This window comes from Amycolatopsis echigonensis, from assembly GCF_014174495.1.
Taxonomy (GTDB): Bacteria; Actinomycetota; Actinomycetes; order Mycobacteriales; family Pseudonocardiaceae; genus Amycolatopsis; species Amycolatopsis echigonensis.
Window position 1 is genome coordinate 24,316 of record NZ_JACJHR010000038.1, and the last position, 17,605, is coordinate 41,920.

13 protein-coding genes are annotated in these 17,605 nt (G+C 70.4%); 8 read left to right on the top strand and 5 right to left on the bottom strand.

Annotated features, from left to right (window positions below; genetic code table 11):
* Positions 1-3: 3 nt before the first annotated feature.
* The 7 genes from egtC to H5411_RS25070 all read left to right on the top strand — a co-directional run bounded on the left by egtC (position 4) and on the right by H5411_RS25070 (position 8,166).
* Positions 4-768 carry an ergothioneine biosynthesis protein EgtC gene (egtC, locus tag H5411_RS25040; protein WP_183125211.1) on the top strand — a complete coding sequence of 255 codons (765 nt, stop codon included), beginning with the start codon at positions 4-6 and terminating at the stop codon, positions 766-768.
* Positions 765-1,736, top strand: coding sequence for an L-histidine N(alpha)-methyltransferase (egtD, locus tag H5411_RS25045; protein WP_183125212.1), 972 nt, complete (start codon positions 765-767; stop codon positions 1,734-1,736). Before egtC ends, egtD begins: the two co-directional genes overlap by 4 nt.
* 46 nt (positions 1,737-1,782) lie before the next feature.
* Entirely contained in the window at positions 1,783-2,199 is a 417-nt protein-coding gene (locus tag H5411_RS25050) for a nitroreductase family deazaflavin-dependent oxidoreductase (protein WP_220817422.1), read from the top strand.
* 302 nt (positions 2,200-2,501) lie between these two features.
* Complete coding sequence (locus tag H5411_RS25055; protein ID WP_312878609.1) at positions 2,502-4,130, top strand: alpha/beta hydrolase; 1,629 nt, start codon at positions 2,502-2,504, stop codon at positions 4,128-4,130.
* Positions 4,131-4,236: 106 nt separating this feature from the next.
* The gene (locus H5411_RS25060) at positions 4,237-5,376 is read left to right on the top strand and encodes an EfeM/EfeO family lipoprotein (protein WP_183125214.1); all 1,140 of its coding nucleotides are present in this window, start codon (positions 4,237-4,239) and stop codon (positions 5,374-5,376) included.
* A complete protein-coding gene (locus H5411_RS25065) occupies positions 5,373-6,533 on the top strand; it encodes a Dyp-type peroxidase (RefSeq protein WP_183125215.1) in 1,161 nt (386 codons plus the stop codon). Before H5411_RS25060 ends, H5411_RS25065 begins: the two co-directional genes overlap by 4 nt.
* Before the next feature lie 10 nt (positions 6,534-6,543).
* Entirely contained in the window at positions 6,544-8,166 is a 1,623-nt protein-coding gene (locus H5411_RS25070) for a phospholipase C (protein WP_183125216.1), read from the top strand.
* Positions 8,167-8,206: 40 nt separating this feature from the next.
* On the opposite strand, the gene H5411_RS25075 is transcribed toward H5411_RS25070, so the two are convergent.
* Genes H5411_RS25075 through H5411_RS25095 form a run of 5 tightly spaced genes read right to left on the bottom strand, consistent with a single transcriptional unit; the run spans position 8,207 to position 14,244 of the window.
* Complete coding sequence (locus tag H5411_RS25075; protein WP_183125217.1) at positions 8,207-10,210, bottom strand: glycoside hydrolase family 31 protein; 2,004 nt, start codon at positions 10,208-10,210, stop codon at positions 8,207-8,209.
* A gap of 25 nt (positions 10,211-10,235) precedes the next feature.
* The gene (locus tag H5411_RS25080; protein WP_183125218.1) at positions 10,236-11,051 is read right to left on the bottom strand and encodes a carbohydrate ABC transporter permease; all 816 of its coding nucleotides are present in this window, start codon (positions 11,049-11,051) and stop codon (positions 10,236-10,238) included.
* On the bottom strand, positions 11,048-11,983 hold the full coding sequence (locus H5411_RS25085; RefSeq protein WP_183125219.1) for a carbohydrate ABC transporter permease: 936 nt from the start codon (positions 11,981-11,983) through the stop codon (positions 11,048-11,050). Before H5411_RS25085 ends, H5411_RS25080 begins: the two co-directional genes overlap by 4 nt.
* Positions 11,980-13,209, bottom strand: a complete 1,230-nt coding sequence (locus H5411_RS25090) for a sugar ABC transporter substrate-binding protein (RefSeq protein ID WP_183125220.1) — start codon at positions 13,207-13,209, stop codon at positions 11,980-11,982. Before H5411_RS25090 ends, H5411_RS25085 begins: the two co-directional genes overlap by 4 nt.
* Positions 13,210-13,236: 27 nt before the next feature.
* Positions 13,237-14,244, bottom strand: coding sequence for a LacI family DNA-binding transcriptional regulator (locus H5411_RS25095; RefSeq protein WP_183125221.1), 1,008 nt, complete (start codon positions 14,242-14,244; stop codon positions 13,237-13,239).
* 323 nt (positions 14,245-14,567) lie between these two features.
* Here H5411_RS25095 and H5411_RS25100 point away from each other — a divergent pair, with 323 nt between their 5' ends.
* Positions 14,568-17,552 carry a glycoside hydrolase family 3 protein gene (locus H5411_RS25100; RefSeq protein ID WP_183125222.1) on the top strand — a complete coding sequence of 995 codons (2,985 nt, stop codon included), beginning with the start codon at positions 14,568-14,570 and terminating at the stop codon, positions 17,550-17,552.
* Positions 17,553-17,605 lie beyond the last annotated feature (53 nt).

Sequence of the window (17,605 nt, forward strand, 5' to 3'; positions counted from 1 at the left end):
CGGATGTGCCGTCATATTGCCTATCTCGGCGCCCCGGTGTCCCCGGCGGAGCTGATGTTCGCCGCGCCGCACGCGCTGCTCGTGCAGTCGTACGCGCCGCTCGACATGCGCGGCGGCGGTTCGGTGAACGCCGACGGCTTCGGCCTCGGCTGGTACCCGGAACCGGGTGCGCCGCCGCAGCGCTACCGCCGCCGCGAGCCGTTGTGGACCGACCAGACTCTGCCCGCGCTGGCCGCTTCGGTGCGCACCACGGCGTTCGTCGCGGCGGTGCGCAACGGCACCACCGGCATGCCGGTCACCGAAGCGGCCGCCGCGCCGTTCACGGAGGGCCGGTGGCTGTTCAGCCACAACGGCGTGGTGCGCGGCTGGCCCGGTTCGATGCGCGGGCTGGCCGGACAGCTGGACGTCGCCGAGCTGTTCACGCTCGAAGCGCCGACGGATTCCGCGCTGCTGTGGGCGTTGCTGCGCGCCCGGCTGCGTGCGGGGGAGGAGCCGCTCGAAGCGGTGACCGGCCTCGTGCGCGACGTCGAGGCGGTCGCCCCTGGCTCGCGGCTGAACCTTCTCCTCACCGACGGCGAACTGCTCGTCGGCACCGCCTGGACGCACGCGTTGTCCGTGCGCCGCACCGAAACCGGCGTGGTGCTGGCGTCCGAGCCGTGCGATCCGGACCCGGCCTGGACCGCCGTGCCCGACCGCCACGCCGTGCGCGCCACCGCGGCCGGCGTCGACGTTCTTCCCCTGACCCTGGAACGGAGCACCGCCCGATGACCGAAGCGGACCTGGAGAGCCATCGCCGCGACGTGACCGCCGAATTGCGCGCGGACGTGCGCGAGGGGCTCACCGCGGATCAGAAGTGGTTGCCGCCCAAGTGGTTCTACGACGCCGAAGGCAGCAAGCTGTTCGAGAAGATCACCGCGCTGCCGGAGTACTACCCGACCCGCAGCGAGCGCGAGGTGCTCGCGCGGCGGGCGGCCGAGGTCGCCGGGCAGACCGGCGCGCACACGCTCGTGGAGCTGGGGTCGGGGTCGAGCGAGAAGACCCGGCTGCTGCTGGACGCGCTCACCGCGCACGGCACGCTGGAGGCGTTCGTGCCGATGGACGTGTCGGAATCCGCGCTCGCCGAAGCCGCCGCGGCGATCACGGCGGACTACCCGAAGCTCGAGGTGCGCGGGGTGGTCGGCGACTTCACCCAGCACCTGCAGCTGCTGCCCGGCACCGCGCCGCGGGTCGTCGCCTTCCTCGGCGGCACGATCGGCAATTTCCTGCCCGGCGAACGCGCCGAGTTCCTGCGCTCGGTGCGGGACGTGCTCGGCGAAGGGGAGTGGCTGCTGCTCGGCACCGACCTGGTGAAAGACCCGGAAACGCTGGAACGGGCCTACGACGACGCGGCAGGCGTCACCGCGGCGTTCAACCGCAACGTGCTGCGCGTGATCAACGCCGAACTGGGCGCGGACTTCGACCCGGACGAATTCGACCACGTCGCGCACTGGGACGCCGAGCACGAGTGGATCGAAATGCGGCTGCGCGCCCGGCGCCGGATCGAGGTGCGCATCCCCGGCGCGGACCTGATCGTGCCGTTCGCCGAGGGCGAGCACATCCGCACCGAGGTGTCGGCGAAGTTCCGGCCGGACGGCGTCGAGGCGGAACTGAACGCCGCCGGGTTCGCGCTGGAGCGGTGGTGGACAGACTCACAGGAGCGCTTCGGGGTGAGTTTGGCAAGATCAGTGCGTGCATAACCCTCTCGCGGCGCTCGCCCGCAAGCTCGGCACCCAGCCCCGGCTGATGGGCGCGTCGCGCGCCGTCATCGCGACCGACCGGCAGCTGCACCGGTGGTTCGGCGGCCGGGTCAGCCTGGTCGGCCTGGCCGGGCTGCCGTCGCTGCGGCTCACCACCACCGGACGCCGCAGCGGCCTGCCGCGGAGCACGAACTTGCTGTACTACCCGCACGGCAGCGAGTTCGTGCTCACCGGCTCCAACTGGGGCCGCCCGAAGAACCCGGCGTGGACGCACAACCTGCGCGACAACCCGAAGGCGACCATCGCGCTGCGCGGTCGCGAGATCGAGGTCAAGGCGCGGGAGCTGGAGGGCGCGGAGTACGACCGGATGTGGGCGGAACTGCTCGAGTTCTGGCCGGGGTACGAAATGGAACGGGAAGCGGCGGGGCGGCAGCTGCCGGTATTCGTGCTGACCCGCTGCTGAGCGCTCGCTGTGGTCGTGGAGCGCGACCGGTTGGTTCGAGGCTGTCCGCCGCCCGGCCGAAGAATTCGACGGAATCCGCCGGGCACGCCTCGGCGGTCCAGGGCGGCCACTGCCGGCCCGGTGACGCTCTCGCCGTTCTTTCGCGGCTGACGGGCGAGCCGGGCAGCCCGTCGGCCACCGCGCCGTTGTCGCTCGTCAGAACCCGCACTTCCTCCTTTTGGCCGGTGCCCGGCTTGGCCGGATTGTGCCAGTCTCGGTGACGCCCCGTAATCAGGCGGGTGCGCAACCAGGGGAGATTCCACGTGCGCGGAGCGAAAAGAGCACGAACCGGAGCATTGGTCGCGGCGATCGCGACCGTGCTGACCGGGTTGGCGGGCACAGCCGCGGCGGCGCCGTCCGACCCGGCGGTGCAGCAAGCCGCACCCGCGGAGATCGCGCGCACCGCGCCGGTCCAGTGGGAGGACTGCACCAAGGACCAGCTGCGCGGCGTCCCGGCCGATCAGCTGAAGCTGTACAGCTGCTCGCTCTATCGCGTGCCGATCGACCACGACGACGCGTCGCTCGGCAGCATCGACATCGCGCTGATGAAGCGCGCCGCCAAGGTCCCCGGCCAGCGGATCGGGTCGCTGTTCCTCAACCCGGGTGGTCCCGGCGGGTCCGGGCTGCGGATGCCGATCGCGGGCGACCGCTACTTCCGCCCGCAGGTGCTGGACCGCTTCGACCTCGTCGGGTTCGACCCGCGCGGCGTCGGGGCCAGCAATCCGCTGCGCTGTTTCACCACCGCCGAGGACGCCGCGGACGTGCAGAGCCAGATGGTCCCGGTTCCGTTGTCGCGCAAGGAAATCTCCGGCACGCTCGCGGCGTACCGAGACTACGGCCAGTTCTGCCGCCGCAACGCGGGAGCGCTGCTCGACCACATGTCCACCCGTGACGTCGTGCGCGATCTCGACCAGCTGCGCGCCGCGGTCGGCGACAAGCAGCTGACCTACACCGGGTTCTCGTACGGCACCCTCGTCGGGTCCACCTACGCGGCGATGTTCCCGAAGCAGACGCGGGCGATCGTGATCGACGGGAACGTCGACCCGCAGCTGCGCACCAACGACGGCGTCACCTACGACCTCGCGCGGGCACAGGGCTTCGAGATCGCGCTCGACGGTTTCCTCAAGCGCTGCGCCGAAGCAGGCGACAAGTGCGCGTTCAGCGCGGGCGACCCGCGGGCGAAGTTCGACGAGCTGCGCGAACACGTGCGCACCGACCCGATCACGTTGCCTGGCGGCGCGAAGCTCGACCTCGGCGCGCTGACCGGCGCGGTGTCGGGCGCGCTGTATTCGCCGGATTCCTTCAGCGAACTGGCGGAGGGCTTGCAGCAGGCGTATACGGTGCTGCACCCGTCGCTCCAGGCCCAGTCCGCGCGGAAGGGCCTCCTGTCCGCGGGCCGCGGCGGTCTGCTCGACCTCGTCCCGGACAGCCCCTACACCGGCGACGACTCGTATTTCGCGGTGAACTGCGCGGACAAGCCGATGCGGATCCGGCAGGAGGAGGTGCCGGGGATCGCGGCCAAGGCGGACCGCGAATCGCCGACGTTCGGCCGCTACCAGGTGTTCTCCGACATCGCCGCCTGTCCGGTGTGGCCGGCCGCGAAGACGTCCGACCCGTACCGCGGTCCGTGGCGGGCGAACACCGCGACGCCGGTGCTCGTCGTCAGCAACTTCTACGATCCGGCCACCCGGTACCGGTTCGGCCGGCGGATGGCCGAGGAGCTGGGCAACTCGCGGCTGCTGTCGGTCGACGCGTTCGGCCACTGCATCCTCGGCAGCGCGCGGGGCGTGGACGACGCGGCCGCGGCGTACCTGATCGACTTGAAGGTGCCCGCCGACGGCCAGGTGTTCCAGCCGGACCGGCAGCCCTTCACTTCGGCCGCGAAGGGCTGATCGGTTGATCTTCGGCCCGGAACCGGGCATAACGGCACAACCCTCTTGTCAGCGCCGGGCGGATCGGTGAAAGTGTCCGCCAGAAGTTCACCTGAGGGGAGTTGACGTGCGGCGCTGGGCGGGCGGGTTCGGCGCGGCCGCGGTGCTCTTCGGGACCGCGGTGCTCGCCGGCTGCTCCGGCTCGCCCGCCCAGCCCGGTCCGGTCGAGGTTTCGCGCTCGGCCTGCGGCGACGGCTGGACCGCGCCGCCGGCCGGGCCGCAGACCCTCCAGGTCCGCAACAACGCCGCCGTCACGATGGAAATCGACCTCGTCGACCCGGCCACCGGCACGGTCTTCGGGGAACTGGAAGGCGTCGGCCCCGGCACGACGCGCGCGTTGCCGGTGAACTTCGGCAACGGCGCGTACGCCCTGCGCTGCGTACCCGAGGACGGCACCCCGTTCGTCGGCCCTACCGTGCAGGTCACCGGTGGCGCGGCTCGGCCAGGACCCGCGGTGGTGCCCGTGACCAACGCGGATTTGCTCGGGCCGCTCAAGCAGTACCACGCCTACGTCGCCGACGGCCTCGGCACGCTCGCCGGCCAGACCGCCGCGCTGGCGCAAGCCGTCCGTTCGGGCAATCGCGGTGCGGCGCAACAGGCCTGGCTCACCGCCCACCTCACCTACGAACGGCTCGGCGCCGCCTACAACGCCTTCGGCGATTCGGACCGAGCCATCAACGGCACGACCGCCGGGCTTCCCGCCGGAGCTGCCGACCCGGGCTTCACCGGCTTCCACCGTCTCGAGAACGGCTTGTGGCACAACGAACCGATGCCCGCGCTCAGCCCGGTCGCCGACCAGCTCGGCCAAGCGGTCCAGAAGCTGCGCACGTCGTTCGCCGACGCCCAGATCAACGAGAACGACCTCGGCCTGCGCGCGCACGAAATCATGGAGAACACCCTCCAGTTCGAGCTGACCGGCCGCACCGACTACGGCAGCGGCTCAAACCTGGCGACCGCACGCGCGAATCTTGCTGGGACGCGTGCGGTGCTCGATGTGTTGCGTCCCTTGCTGGTTACTCGGTTCCCGGGCCTGAAGGACCTCGATGCCTGGATCGCGCGCACTGATCGGGATCTCCAAGCAGCCGCCGGGAAACCGCTCCCGGCGCTTGATCGGAAACAACGGCAGCGGGTCAACGCCGATGTCGCGGAGCTGACCGAACGCTTGGCTCCGGTGGCGGCGATCGCGGAGCCGAGGAGGACGTCGTGACCCTGGGGCGGCGAGCCTTCCTGCGCGGAGCTGCGGCCGCCGGAGCGGGCGCGGGCCTGGTCGGCCTGTCCGGAAGCGCGACGGCGGCCGGCGGAGCGGTGCCGTTCCACGGTCCCCGGCAGACGGCCGTGCTGGCGGAGCCAGCGAGGCATTCGGTCGTCGCCGCATTCGACGTTGTCGCCGAGAACCGCGCCGAGCTCATCGACCTGCTCAAGCAGCTCACCGCCCGCGCGCGGTTCCTCACCAGCGGCGGCGCGCCCGCCTCGGTCGGGATCACCGGGCCGCCCGCGGATTCCGGCGTCCTCGGTCCCGAAGTCCCGGAAGGTCAGCTGTCCGTGCTCGTCGGCGCGGGCGCCTCGCTGTTCGACGACCGGTACGGGCTCGCCGCGCGCAAACCGCCGAAGCTCAAGCAGATGCCGACGTTCCCGGACGACGCGCTCGATCCGCAATGGTGTCACGGCGACCTGAGCCTCGTGCTCAACGCCGCCGAACCGGACACCGTGCTGCACGCGTTGCGCGACATCGCCCGATCGACCCGCGGCGGGATGCAGTTGCGCTGGAAGATCGACGGATTCACTTCGCCTCCGCGTCCGGCCGGGACACCCCGCAACCTGCTGGGGTTCAAGGACGGCACGGCGAATCCCGGACCGTCCGAAGCGGACAGTCTCGTGTGGACGGACGACGGCGGCAGCTACCAGGTCGTCCGGCTGATCCGGATGCTGGTCGAGTTCTGGGACCGGGTGTCGCTGTCGGAGCAGGAGAACATGATCGGCCGCCGCCGCGACACCGGTGCGCCGCTCGACGGCGCGGCCGAACAGGACGTGCCGCGCTACGCCGAGGACCCGATCGGCACGGTCATCCCGCTGACCAGCCACATCCGGCTCGCGAACCCGCGCACGCCGCAGACGGACGGACAGCGGATCCTGCGCCGCGCGGTCAACTACGACCGCGGCGTGGACTCGAACGGCAACCTCGACATGGGCCTCGTCTTCACCTGCTACCAGCGCGACCTCGAGCAGCAGTTCGAGGCCGTGCAGAAGCGGCTCGCCGGGGAGCCGCTCACCGACTACGTCTCGCCGTTCGGGGGCGGGTACTTCCACCTGTTCCCGGGCGTGACGGATCCGGCCGACCACTACGGCCGGGCAGTGCTGGGTTGATGCTGGGTTGATGCGAAGGAGTTCTGCAGTGAAGCGAACCAGGAAGCGGGCCACCGCGGCAGCCGCGCTGGCGGCGACCGCGGCGCTGGCCGCGGCGTGCGCGAGCAGTTCGGCGTCGACCTCGGCGCCGGCGCACGCGATCGCCGCCGAGACGTTCACGACCTCGACGCCGATCAAGCACGTCGTGGTGATCTTCGGCGAGAACATCTCCTTCGACCACTACTTCGGCACCTATCCGAACGCCACCAATGAAAACGGCACCCCGTTCCACGCCGCGCCCGGCACTCCGAAGGTCAACGGCCTCACGCCGGAGCTGCTGCAGCACAACCCGAACGCCTACAACCCGAAGCGGCTGAGCCCGGACCAGGCGCTCACCTGCGACCAGGCGCACGACTACAAGAAGGAACAGGCCGCGTTCGACGGCGGCAAGATGGACAAGTTCGTCGAGTACACCGAGAAGGACAAGTGCACCGGGCAACCGGTGCTGTTCGGCGAGCCCGGCCTGGTGATGAACTACTTCGACGGCAACACCGTCACCGCGATGTGGAACTACGCCCAGCATTACGCGCTGAACGACAACTCCTTCAACACGGTCTTCGGCCCGTCCAGCCCCGGCGCGATCAACCTCGTCTCCGGCCAGACGCACGGCCTGCAGCCGGTGGATTCGGTCACCGGCGAGCCGAAGGTCGACCCGCAGACTGCGGCCTCGCCGGACTCGCACGGCGTCGGCACGATGATCACCGACCCGGACCCGGCGTTCGACGACTGCTCGGACAAGAACCACACCGCGACCGACAACCTCGGCGCGTTCCAGGGCCGCAACGTCGGCGACCTGCTGAACGCGCGCGGCGTCACCTGGGGCTGGTTCGAGGGCGGGTTCCGGCCCACTGGCGAGGCGAACGGGTACGCCGTCTGCGGGACGAAACACGCGAACGTGGGCGGTCAGGCGTCCGTCGACTACAGCCCGCACCACGAACCGTTCCAGTACTACCAGTCGACCGCCAACCGGAAGCACCTCCCGCCGTCTTCGGTGCACGCCGTGGGCCAGCAGGACCAGGCGAACCACCAGTACGACGTGCGGGACTTCAACGACGCTCTCGCCGCGGGGGTCATGCCCGCGGTGAGCTTCCTGAAAGCACCGGAGTACCAGGACGGGCACGCGGGCTACTCGGACCCGTTGGACGAGCAGGCCTTCGTCGCCGACGAGATCAACCGGATCCAGGCCTCGCCGCAGTGGAAGGACACCGCGATCGTGCTGGCGTACGACGATTCGGACGGCTGGTACGACCACGTAGCGCCGAAGATCGTCAACGGCTCGCACGACCCGGCGCAGGACGCTTCGGTGTGCACGTCGAAGCCGGTGAAGCTCGGCGGGTCCGCGGATCGCTGCGGGTACGGCCCGCGGCTGCCGTTGCTGGTGATTTCGCCGTACAGCAAGGTGAACCACGTCGACCACACGATGACGGACCAGACGTCGGTGCTGCGGTTCGTCGAGGACAACTGGCATCTGGGCCGGGTCGGCGGAGGGTCGTTCGACGTGCTGGCGGCCCCGTTGACCGGGATGTTCGACTTCGCGCATCCGGACGCGAAGCCGTTGAAGCTCGACCCGAAGACCGGCGCGGTCGTCGGCTAGGCGGGCGGGGACCGGGCGGGACCGCCGCCCGGTCCTCCGGTCACTCGGGGAGGATCGGCACGCGGGCGCCGTCGCGGAGGAACACCGGGATCCGGTCCGGCGGCGCGGCGGCCTCGACCGCGGTCCCGCCGGGATGGCGCCGCCCGGTGCCGGTTTCGGTCCAGTCCGCGCCCCGCGGCAGGTAGACCTCGCGCCCGGCGGCTCCCGGCTCGAGCACGGGGGCGACCAGCACGTCCGGGCCGAGGAGGAATTCCGTGTCCCGCCGCCAGCTTTCGGGGTCGTCGGGGAAGTCGACGAACAGCGGCCGCATCGGCGGCACGCCCTCCTCGTGCGCGACGCGCATCTGGGCCATCAGGTACGGCCGGATCCGTTCGCGCAGCCGGAGCGACTGCTCGATGAACCCGAGCGCCTCCTCGCCGTAGGACCAGGCTTCGTTGGGGCCGCCGGTCATCTCCGGGCCGAACGCGGGACGGGGATCGCGGAAACCGTGCAGCCGGAACAGCGGGCAGAACACGCCGTACTGGAACCACCGGACCATCAGCTCGCGGTAGTCCGGCGAATCCGGGTCGCCGCCGTGGAAGCCGCCGATGTCGGTGGTCCACCACGGGATCCCGGCCACCGCGAGGTTGAGCCCGGCGCGGACCTGCGCGCGCAGCCCGTCCCAGGTGGCGGGGATGTCGCCGGACCAGACCGCGGTGCCGTAGCGCTGGCTGCCCGCCCACGCGGACCGGCTGAGCAGGACGATCTCCTCGTCGCCTTCGGCGCGGATGCCGTCGTGGAAGGTCCGGGCGTTGGCCTGCGGGTACAGGCCCACCACCTCGGCGCCCGGACCGGCGTGGAAGCTGAGGTTCTGCGGATGCCCGGGCTGCAGTTCGGGTTCGTCGCCGTCCAGCCACCAGGCCCGCACGCCGAGGTCGTAGTAGTTCTGCTTGATCTTCGCCCAGACGTACTCGCGGGCGGCCGGGTTCGTCGGGTCGTAGAAGGAGACCGGCATTTCGGTGCCGAACCCCTTGTCGTTCCACGGCGCGTGGGCGGGCACGCCGGTCCGCGTGCCGACGAGGAGCCCGCGTTCGTGCAGTTCGCGGTAGTTCTCCGACAGCGGGCTGACGCTCGGCCAGACCGAGACCATCAGCTTGACCCCGAGCTCGTCCAGTTCGCGGATCATCGCGGCGGGGTCCGGCCATTCCGCCGGGTCGAACTTCCAGTCGCCGAGATGGGTCCAGTGGAAGAAGTCGGCGACGATGACCGACAGCGGCAGCCCGCGCTCGCGGTACTCCCGCGCGACCGCCAGCAGTTCGTCCTGGGTGCGGTAGCGCAGCTTCGACTGCCAGAAGCCGGACGCCCACTCCGGCAGCAGGGGAACGTGCCCGGTGGCGTCGGCGTAGCGGCTGAGGATCTCCCGCGGGTTCGCTCCGGTCGTGATCCAGTAGTCGATCTGCCGGGCTTGGTCGGCGACCCAGCGGGTGCCGTTGCCCGCCAGCTCCACCCGGCCGACCGCGGGCGAGTTCCACAGGAACCCGTAACCGCGGCTGGACAGCAGGAACGGGACGGACACCTCGGCGTTGCGCTGCACCAGATCGAGCACCAGGCCCTTCTGGTCGAGCCGGCCGTGGGTCCGCTGGCCCAGCCCGAAGATCCGCTCGTCCTCGTACGCGGCGAACCGCTGCTCGAGCCTGCCGTACCCGTTGTCGGCGGGCATGAACAGCCGCGCGCCGGGCCACCAGAAATGCGCGCGCTGCTCGGAAAGCAGTTCCTCGCCGGTGCCGGTGCGGACGAACCGCAGCTGGGCGTCTATCCCGGTGTCGGTGCCGGCGATCGTCACCTCCGCGGTGATCGCTCCGTTGACGAGCGAGGCGGTGCGGTCTTGGCACGTCACATGCACCGGCACCGGTTTCGGGGGAATCAGCGCGCCGGGGATGTCGTCGCGGATCGCGTGCTGTGCCGCGCGGACGCGGACGCTGCTCGCTCCCCACGGTTCGATGCGCAGGACTTCGTGCCGCACTGCGACTTCGAGGGCCCGGCCGTCGTCGGCCACGGTGATCATGCGGGAGGTCTCCTTGTCCGGAAGGTCAGTCTTTGACGGCGCCGCTGGTCAGCCCGGCGACCACGTAGCGCTGGGCGACGACGAGCAGCACCGCCGCGGGGATCGCGGCGAGCACGGCGGTGGCCATGACCCCGTTCCAGTCGGCGGACTGGTTGCCGACGAAGCGGTAGATGCCGACCGTGATGGGCTCGAACGACTGCCCGGTGGTGAGGGTGACGGCGAAGAGGAAATCCGCCCAGGCGAACAGGAACGAGAACAGCCCGGCGGTGACCAGCGCGTTGCGGCTGACCGGGAGGATGATCGAAAAGAACGTGCGCCAGTACCCGGCTCCGTCCACCCGGGACGCCTCGGCGAGTTCCTTCGGCACGGAGATCATGAACGCGCGCAGCAGCAGGATGGCGAACGGGATGGTCGCGGTGGAGTCGGCGAGCACCAGTCCGAGGTAGTTGTCGATCAGGCCGAGATTGCTGAACACGGTGTAGAGCGCGTTGGCCATCACGATGCCGGGGATCATCTGCACGATCAGCAGCACGAACACCAGGACCGGCCCGCCGCGCAGTTTCAGCTGCGCCAGCGCGTAGGCCGCCGGGGCGGCCACGACCAGCGACACCAGCACCGTGCCCGCCGCGACGACGATGCTGGACGCCAGGTTCGGCCCCTGCGTGGCGAGGGCCTTCCGGTATCCGTCGAGGGTGCCGCCGACCGGGAAGAACGCCGGGTCCGGGCGCAGCAGCGCGCCGCTCGGCTGCAAGGAGGCGTTGACCATCCAGTACAGCGGGAACAGCAGGACGGCGACGATGACGACGCCGAGCACGGTGCGGAGCCAGTTGCGGGCGGTCATGCGGCCGTCTCCGAGAGCGTCGCCTTCGCCGAGCGAAGGTAGAGGAAGCCGAACAGCGTGGCGACGACGATCAGGATGTTGCCCACCGCGGCGCCCTGGCCGAACGCGAAGTCGTGGAAGGACAGCCGGTAGGACCAGGTGGTGAGCGTCTGTGTCGCGTTGGCCGGGCCGCCGCCGGTGATCACCATGATCACGTCGAACACCTTGATCGTGTAGACCAGCCCCAGCATCAGCACGATGCCGGTGACCGGCCGCAGCAGCGGCCACGTGACGTGCCGGAACCGCTGCCAGGGCCCGGCTCCGTCGAGTTCGGCGGCCTCGTACAGCGAAGCCGGGACGGCCCGCAGCCCGCCGTGCAGGATGACGAGGTTGAACGGGATGCCGATCCAGATGTTGGCGAGGATCACCGCGGGCAGCGCCCAGCCGGTCCCGGTCAGCCACGGCACCGGGTCGAACCCGAGCGCGCGCAGGCCGGCGTTGAGCACGCCGTGGTCGGTGTCGAACATCCACCCCCACACCGCGCCGCTGACCACCAGCGGCAGCAGCCAGGGCAGCAGGAGCAGCGAACGCAGCAGCGCGCTGCCGAGGAAGCGGCCGTTGAAGAACACCGCCAGCGCCAGGCCGATGGTGAACTGGAAGACCAGCGAGCCGACCGTGAACAGCACGGTGTTCAGCGCCGTGGCCGGGAACAGGGGATTGCTCAGCACCGCGGCGTAATTGTCGAGGCCGACGAACGGCGCCTGTCCGGTGTAGAACGACTTGACCGTGTAGTCCTGGGTGCTCATCACGACATTGGCGACCAAGGGGTAGCCGAAGAACAGCCCCACGTAGGCCAGTGCCGGGAGCAGGAAGCCGAGCGCTGCCCAGTTGCCGCGGCGCGGGCGGCGGACCGGGCGCGCCGCGGCGGCCGGACGGGCGGCGGCGAGGGTCACGACCCGCTCGCTTGCTGCGCGGTCTTGAGCGCCTGCTCGGGCGGCTGCTTGCCGGTCAGCGCGGCCTGCAGGGCGTCGGCCAGCGCCTGGGAGACCTTCGGGTACTTCTCGCCGAGTTCGGCGGTGCGGGACCGCGCGGTGTCGACCTCGTTGACGAAGGCCTGCATCTCCGGCTGGCTCGCGGCGAACTTCTCGGCGACCGCGGTCTTCGACGGGACGTAGGCGTGGGCCTTGCTCCACTGCACCATGACCGGTTCGGACAGGACGCAGGACAGCACCTTGCCCGCGGCCTGCTGGCCCGCGCCGCCGGTGGCCGGGATCGCGCCGACCTCGCCGCCGAGCGCGACCACCGGCTTGCCGCCCGCGTGCGGCACCGGGATCGTCACCACGCCGTAGTGCAGCGACTTCTGCTCGTCGAGGCGGGCGAGGTTCCACGAGCCGTTGATCATCATCGCCGCGTTGCCCGCGACGAACTGGTCGGCCACGTCGTTCTGGTTCCAGCTGACCACGGACTTCGACGCCGAACCGGAGTTCACCAGGTCCGTCAGGTACTGGAGGGCCTGAACGGCTTCCGGAGAGTCCACTCGGGACAGATCGGCGCCGTTGCTCCAGAAGAACGGAAGATACTGCCAGGCGCCTTCCTCGGACGGGATCGCGGAGAAGGCGAGGCCGTACTTGCCGGCCTTGGTGAGCTTCGCGGCGGCGGCCTTGAGGTCGTCCCAGGTTTTCGGCGGTTCCACTCCGGCCGCGGCGAGCTGGTCCTTGTTGTACACCAGCGCGAGGCCGTTCACGCCGGGCGCGAGGCCGTAGACCTTGTCCTGGTAGGTGCCGGCCTTGACGATGCTGGGGTAGTAGCCGTCGGTGCTGATGCCGTAGTCGGTCAGCGGCGTCAGCGCGCCCGTCGCGGCGATCTGCTGCAGCGTGGGGTTGTCGGTGAACAGCAGGTTCGGCAGGGACTTGGAACTGGCTCCCTGCAGGATCTTCGGCAGCATCTGGTCGGTCGGCACCTTCTGCCGCTGCACCTTGACCCCGGTCTGCGCGGAGCAGGTGTCGAGGATCTTCTGCCACGCGGCCGAACCCTGTTCGTCGGCGTAGTAGTCGAGTTCGGTGATCGACGCCGCTGCCGCTCCGGAGGAGTCCGACGCGGACGGCGCGGGGGCGGGACTGCAGGCGGCCAGGAGCGCGAGGCCGGCGCCCAGGACGAGGACACGGCGGACTGGGGACATGGAAGTACTCCTCGGGCGGAAGGGGATTCAGGAGCGCGGGGCGGCGGTGCTCTCGCGGCGGGTCAGCCGGGGCGAGAGCAGCCGGACTTCGGGTGCGGTGTGCCCGCCCAGCTGGCGGACCACCATTTCAACGGCGAGCGTGCCGACCGGTTCGGCCGGTATCGCCACCGTGGTGAGCCGGACCGCGTGGTGCTCGGCCATCGTGTCCGGGCAGACCGCGACGACGGAGACGTCCTCCGGGACGCGCAGGCCCCGGTGGCGCAGCTCCGACAACAGGCCGGGCAGCACGGCCTCGTTGTGCACCACCAGCCCGGTCGGCGCCGGCCCCTCGTCGAACAGGGCGTCGAGACAGGTGCGCATGGCCTCGTAGGAATGCGCGCACGGGCGCGTGCTGACCGCGAGCCCGTGCTCCCGCGCCGTCTCGGTGAAACCGCGCAGGAACCGGGGCGCATAACTGGTTCCGCGTTCGTAGACCGCGGGGGAGGGCCCGACGAGCGCGATCCGGCGGTGGCCGAGTTCGGCCAGATGCCGCGCCGACAGCGAACCCGCCGCCGCGAAGTCCAGGTCGACGCAGGTGAGGCCGTCCGGATGGTCCGGGACGCCGATGAGCACCACCGGCCGGTCCAGCGCCAGCAGCATCGGCACCCGCGGGTCGGCGGCTTCGACGTCCATCACCAGGAGCGCGTCGGCCAGCGCCGAGGAGGCGACGCGCTGCAGTGCTGCCGGTCCTTCGTCCTTGGTGAGCAGCAGCAGGTCGTAGTCGTGCGCGCGGGCCGCGGTGGCCGCGGAAGCGATGAACTCCATGACGACCGAGACATTGAGGTCGGTGCGCAGCGGGACGACCACGGCGAGCACGTTCGTCTTGCTGCTGGCCAGCGCTCTCGCCCCGGCATGCGGGTGGTAGCCGAGTTTGCGGATGTTCTCCTCGACGAGCCGGCGCGTCTTCGGGGAGATCGCCCGCTTGCCGCTGATCACGTAGGACACCGTGCTGGGCGCCACGCCCGCCGCTTCGGCGACGTCGTTGATCGTGACCATGCACGGCCTCCTTGCCGGGGATCTCGGTTCGCTGTCGAAGCGCATCGACGGGACACAACGTAAGCCAGCGACCCGCCGAAGACAAGCGTCGTCGCGCAATTCGACAGAATCGACGCGCGGGCCGCCTGTCGAAATTGTCGAATGCGCCAGGCCTGGGCATTTCCCCAGGTGGAGAGCCGCTGGGCCGACTGCGGGAATCTCCGGCGGCGCACCTTGACCGCCGCGCGAACGGACTGCGATAGTCCTCGGCAATTCCCGATTCGCCGCGCTCCTTTTCCCGGAATTCATCGAATCGATTCGACGCCTGACCCGGAGGTCGGTTGATGCGTCCCCCACTTTCCCGGCTCCTTCGCCGCGGCGCGCTGGTCGCGCTGGCCGTCACGCTCAGCGCGGGCGCCGCTCCCGCGCTCGCCGCGCCGCCCCCGCCGTTCCGAGATCCGGCGCGGCCGCTTGCGGCCCGGATCGACGACCTGCTGTCCCGGCTGACCCTGGACGAAAAGGTGTCGCTGCTGCACCAGTACCAGCCCGCGATCCCGCGGCTGGGCATCGGCATGTTCAAAACCGGGACCGAGGCCCTGCACGGCGTGGCGTGGTCCACCGACTACGCGGACAACGGCGCGGTCGTGACGGCGAACGGCACCGTCTTCCCGCAGGCGCTGGGGCTTGCGAGCACCTGGGACCCGGCGCTGATCAAGCAGGTCGGCGGCGCGGTCGGACAGGAGGCGCGCGGGTTCAACGCGGAGAATCCCTCGCTGTGGGGCCTGAATCTGTGGGCGCCGGTGGTGAACCTGCTGCGCGATCCGCGCTGGGGCCGCAACGAGGAGGGCTACTCCGAGGACCCGTACCTGACCGGGCAGATCTCGACCGCCTACGGCAAGGGCATCCAGGGCGACGACCCGCGCTATCTGCAAGCCGCGCCGACCCTGAAGCACTACCTCGCCTACAACAACGAGACGGACCGGACCACCAGCGATTCGATGGTCCCGCCGAAGATCCTGCACGACTACGACGAGCAGGCGTTCAAGCCCGCGCTGACCGCGGGCGCGGCCAACGGCGTGATGCCGTCGTACAACCTGGTGAACGGCAGGCCCAACACGGTCAGTCCCGACTTGAACACCGTGCTGCGGAAGTGGGCGCCGCACGACCTCGCCGTGGTCAGCGACGCGGGCGCACCGTCCAATTTGGTCGATTCGGAGAAGTACTATCCGACCAAAGCCGAGGCGGACGCCGCGGCGATCAAGGCCGGGCTCGACAGCTTCACCGACAACGACACCAACGGGTCGATCACCGCCGCGGCCGTCAAAGAGGCGCTGAGCAAAGGCTTCCTGACGCTCGCGGACGTCGAAAACGCCGACCGGCACCTGCTTTCGCTGCGCTTCCGGCTCGGCGAATTCGACCCGCCGGGGAGCAACCCGTACGCCAGGATCACGCCCGCGGTGATCAACTCGCCGCGGCACCAGGCGCTCGCCCGGAAAGCCGCCGACGAGCAGATGGTGCTGCTGCGCAACAACAACGGCGCGCTGCCGCTGAACGCCGCGAGCACCAAGAAGATCGCGGTGGTCGGCCCGCTGTCGGACACGCTCTACACGGATTGGTACAGCGGTTCGCTGCCGTATCGGGTAACCCCGCTGCAGGGGATCAAGGAGCGGCTGGGCACCCAGGGGACAGTCGCGTCGGCGGAAGGCGTCGACCGGATCGCGCTCAAGAACCTCGGCACCGGCAAATATCTCACGGCGTCCGCCGACCCGGCCGGGGGCAAACTCGCCGAAGCGGCCACGACCGCCGGTCCGGCGCAGTCGTTCGACGTCTTCGACTGGGGCGCCGGCAAGAACACCCTTCGCACGGTGGCCAACGGGAAGTACCTGAGCTACTCCGGCGGCGCCTTGGTCAACAACGCCCAGCAGCCCAACGGCTGGTACGTGCAGCAGCAGCTCAGGCTGGACGCCCAGGCCGACGGGAGCTACGTGCTCGAATACGCCGGCAACGAAGTGACCGAATCCTGGTTCGGCAAGAACAAGTACGCGGTGGTCGGCGCGGACGGCACGCTCACGTTCAGCGCGGCGGATCCGGCGCGGGCGACCAAATTCGGCCGCGAGGTGCTCACCAGCGGGGTCGGCAGCGCGGTCGTCGCGGCACAAGGCGCCGACACGGCGGTGGTCGTCGTCGGCAGCATGCCGTTCATCAACGGCCGCGAGGCGAACGACCGCACCAGCACCGAGCTCGCTCCGGCGCAACAGGCGCTGGTCGACGCGGTCCGCAAGGCGAATCCGCACACCGTGGTCGTGCTGGAGAACAGCTACCCGACGACCGGCTGGGACACCAGCGGAGTCCCGGGCCTGCTCTGGACCACGCACGCCGGGCAGGAGACCGGGCACGCCGTCGCCGACGTGCTGTTCGGCGACGTCAACCCGAGCGGACGGCTGACCCAGACCTGGTACGCCTCGGACGCCGGCCTGCCGAACATGCTCGACTACGACATCTCGAAAACCGGCATGACGTACCAGTACTACCGCGGCGCCCCGCTGTTCCCGTTCGGCTACGGCCTGAGCTACACCGATTTCCGCTACAGCCGGCTCCGGATCGACCGGCCCGCGGTCGGCGCCGACGGGACTATCGCGGTCGACGTCGACGTGACCAACACCGGCGGCCGGGCGGGCGCCGACGTGGTCCAGCTGTACTCCAGCGCCCGGGATTCGCGGGTCCAGCAGCCGTTGAAGCAGCTACGCGCGTTCAGCCGGGTGTCGCTCGAACCGGGGCAGACGAAGACCGTGCGGTTGTCGGTGAAGGCTTCCGACCTGGCTTTCTGGGACGTCACCCGGGGCAAGCCGGTGGTGGAGACCGGCGTCTACGACTTCTCGGTCGGCCGCTCGGCCGCGGATCTCGCGCAGACCCGGCCGGTGTTCGTCACCGGGGAGCGGATCCCCGCCCGCGACCTCGGCCGGGACACCCCGGCGGAGAACTTCGACGACTACCAGGGCATCACCCTGACCGACACCGCCAAAGCCAGCGGGACGTCCGTCGCGGGCGCGGCCGGCGGCTGGGTCGCGTTCAAGGACGCCGACCTCGGCCGGGGCGCGGCGAACTTCACCGCCTCAGTGTCCAAAGCGGACAGTGCGCCGGCGCGGATCACCGTGCGGATCGACGATCCCGTCCGCGGCCGCGTGCTGGGCGCCGTGACCGTCGGCGGCACCGGCGGCAAATACACCTTCCAGACGGTCAGCGCCGCGCTGGCCCGGGCGACCGGGCTGCACGACGTCTACCTCGAGTTCGACGGGCCGGTGACCGTGTCGAGTTTCCGGCTCGGCTGATCCGCGGTCCCTCGCAGGAGAACCGATCCGGGCGGACGCCGTCCGGGAAAGGA

Bases quoted from the DNA above. Each gene is read 5' to 3' on its own strand.
- egtC (WP_183125211.1), top strand. From the start codon at position 4: ATGTGCCGTCATATTGCCTATCTCGGCGCCCCGGTGTCCCCGGCGGAG.
- egtD (WP_183125212.1), top strand. From the start codon at position 765: ATGACCGAAGCGGACCTGGAGAGCCATCGCCGCGACGTGACCGCCGAA.
- H5411_RS25050 (WP_220817422.1), top strand. From the start codon at position 1,783: ATGGGCGCGTCGCGCGCCGTCATCGCGACCGACCGGCAGCTGCACCGG.
- H5411_RS25070 (WP_183125216.1), top strand. From the start codon at position 6,544: ATGCGAAGGAGTTCTGCAGTGAAGCGAACCAGGAAGCGGGCCACCGCG.
- H5411_RS25075 (WP_183125217.1), bottom strand. From the start codon at position 10,210: ATGATCACCGTGGCCGACGACGGCCGGGCCCTCGAAGTCGCAGTGCGG.
- H5411_RS25080 (WP_183125218.1), bottom strand. From the start codon at position 11,051: ATGACCGCCCGCAACTGGCTCCGCACCGTGCTCGGCGTCGTCATCGTC.
- H5411_RS25090 (WP_183125220.1), bottom strand. From the start codon at position 13,209: ATGTCCCCAGTCCGCCGTGTCCTCGTCCTGGGCGCCGGCCTCGCGCTC.
- H5411_RS25095 (WP_183125221.1), bottom strand. From the start codon at position 14,244: ATGGTCACGATCAACGACGTCGCCGAAGCGGCGGGCGTGGCGCCCAGC.
- H5411_RS25100 (WP_183125222.1), top strand. From the start codon at position 14,568: ATGCGTCCCCCACTTTCCCGGCTCCTTCGCCGCGGCGCGCTGGTCGCG.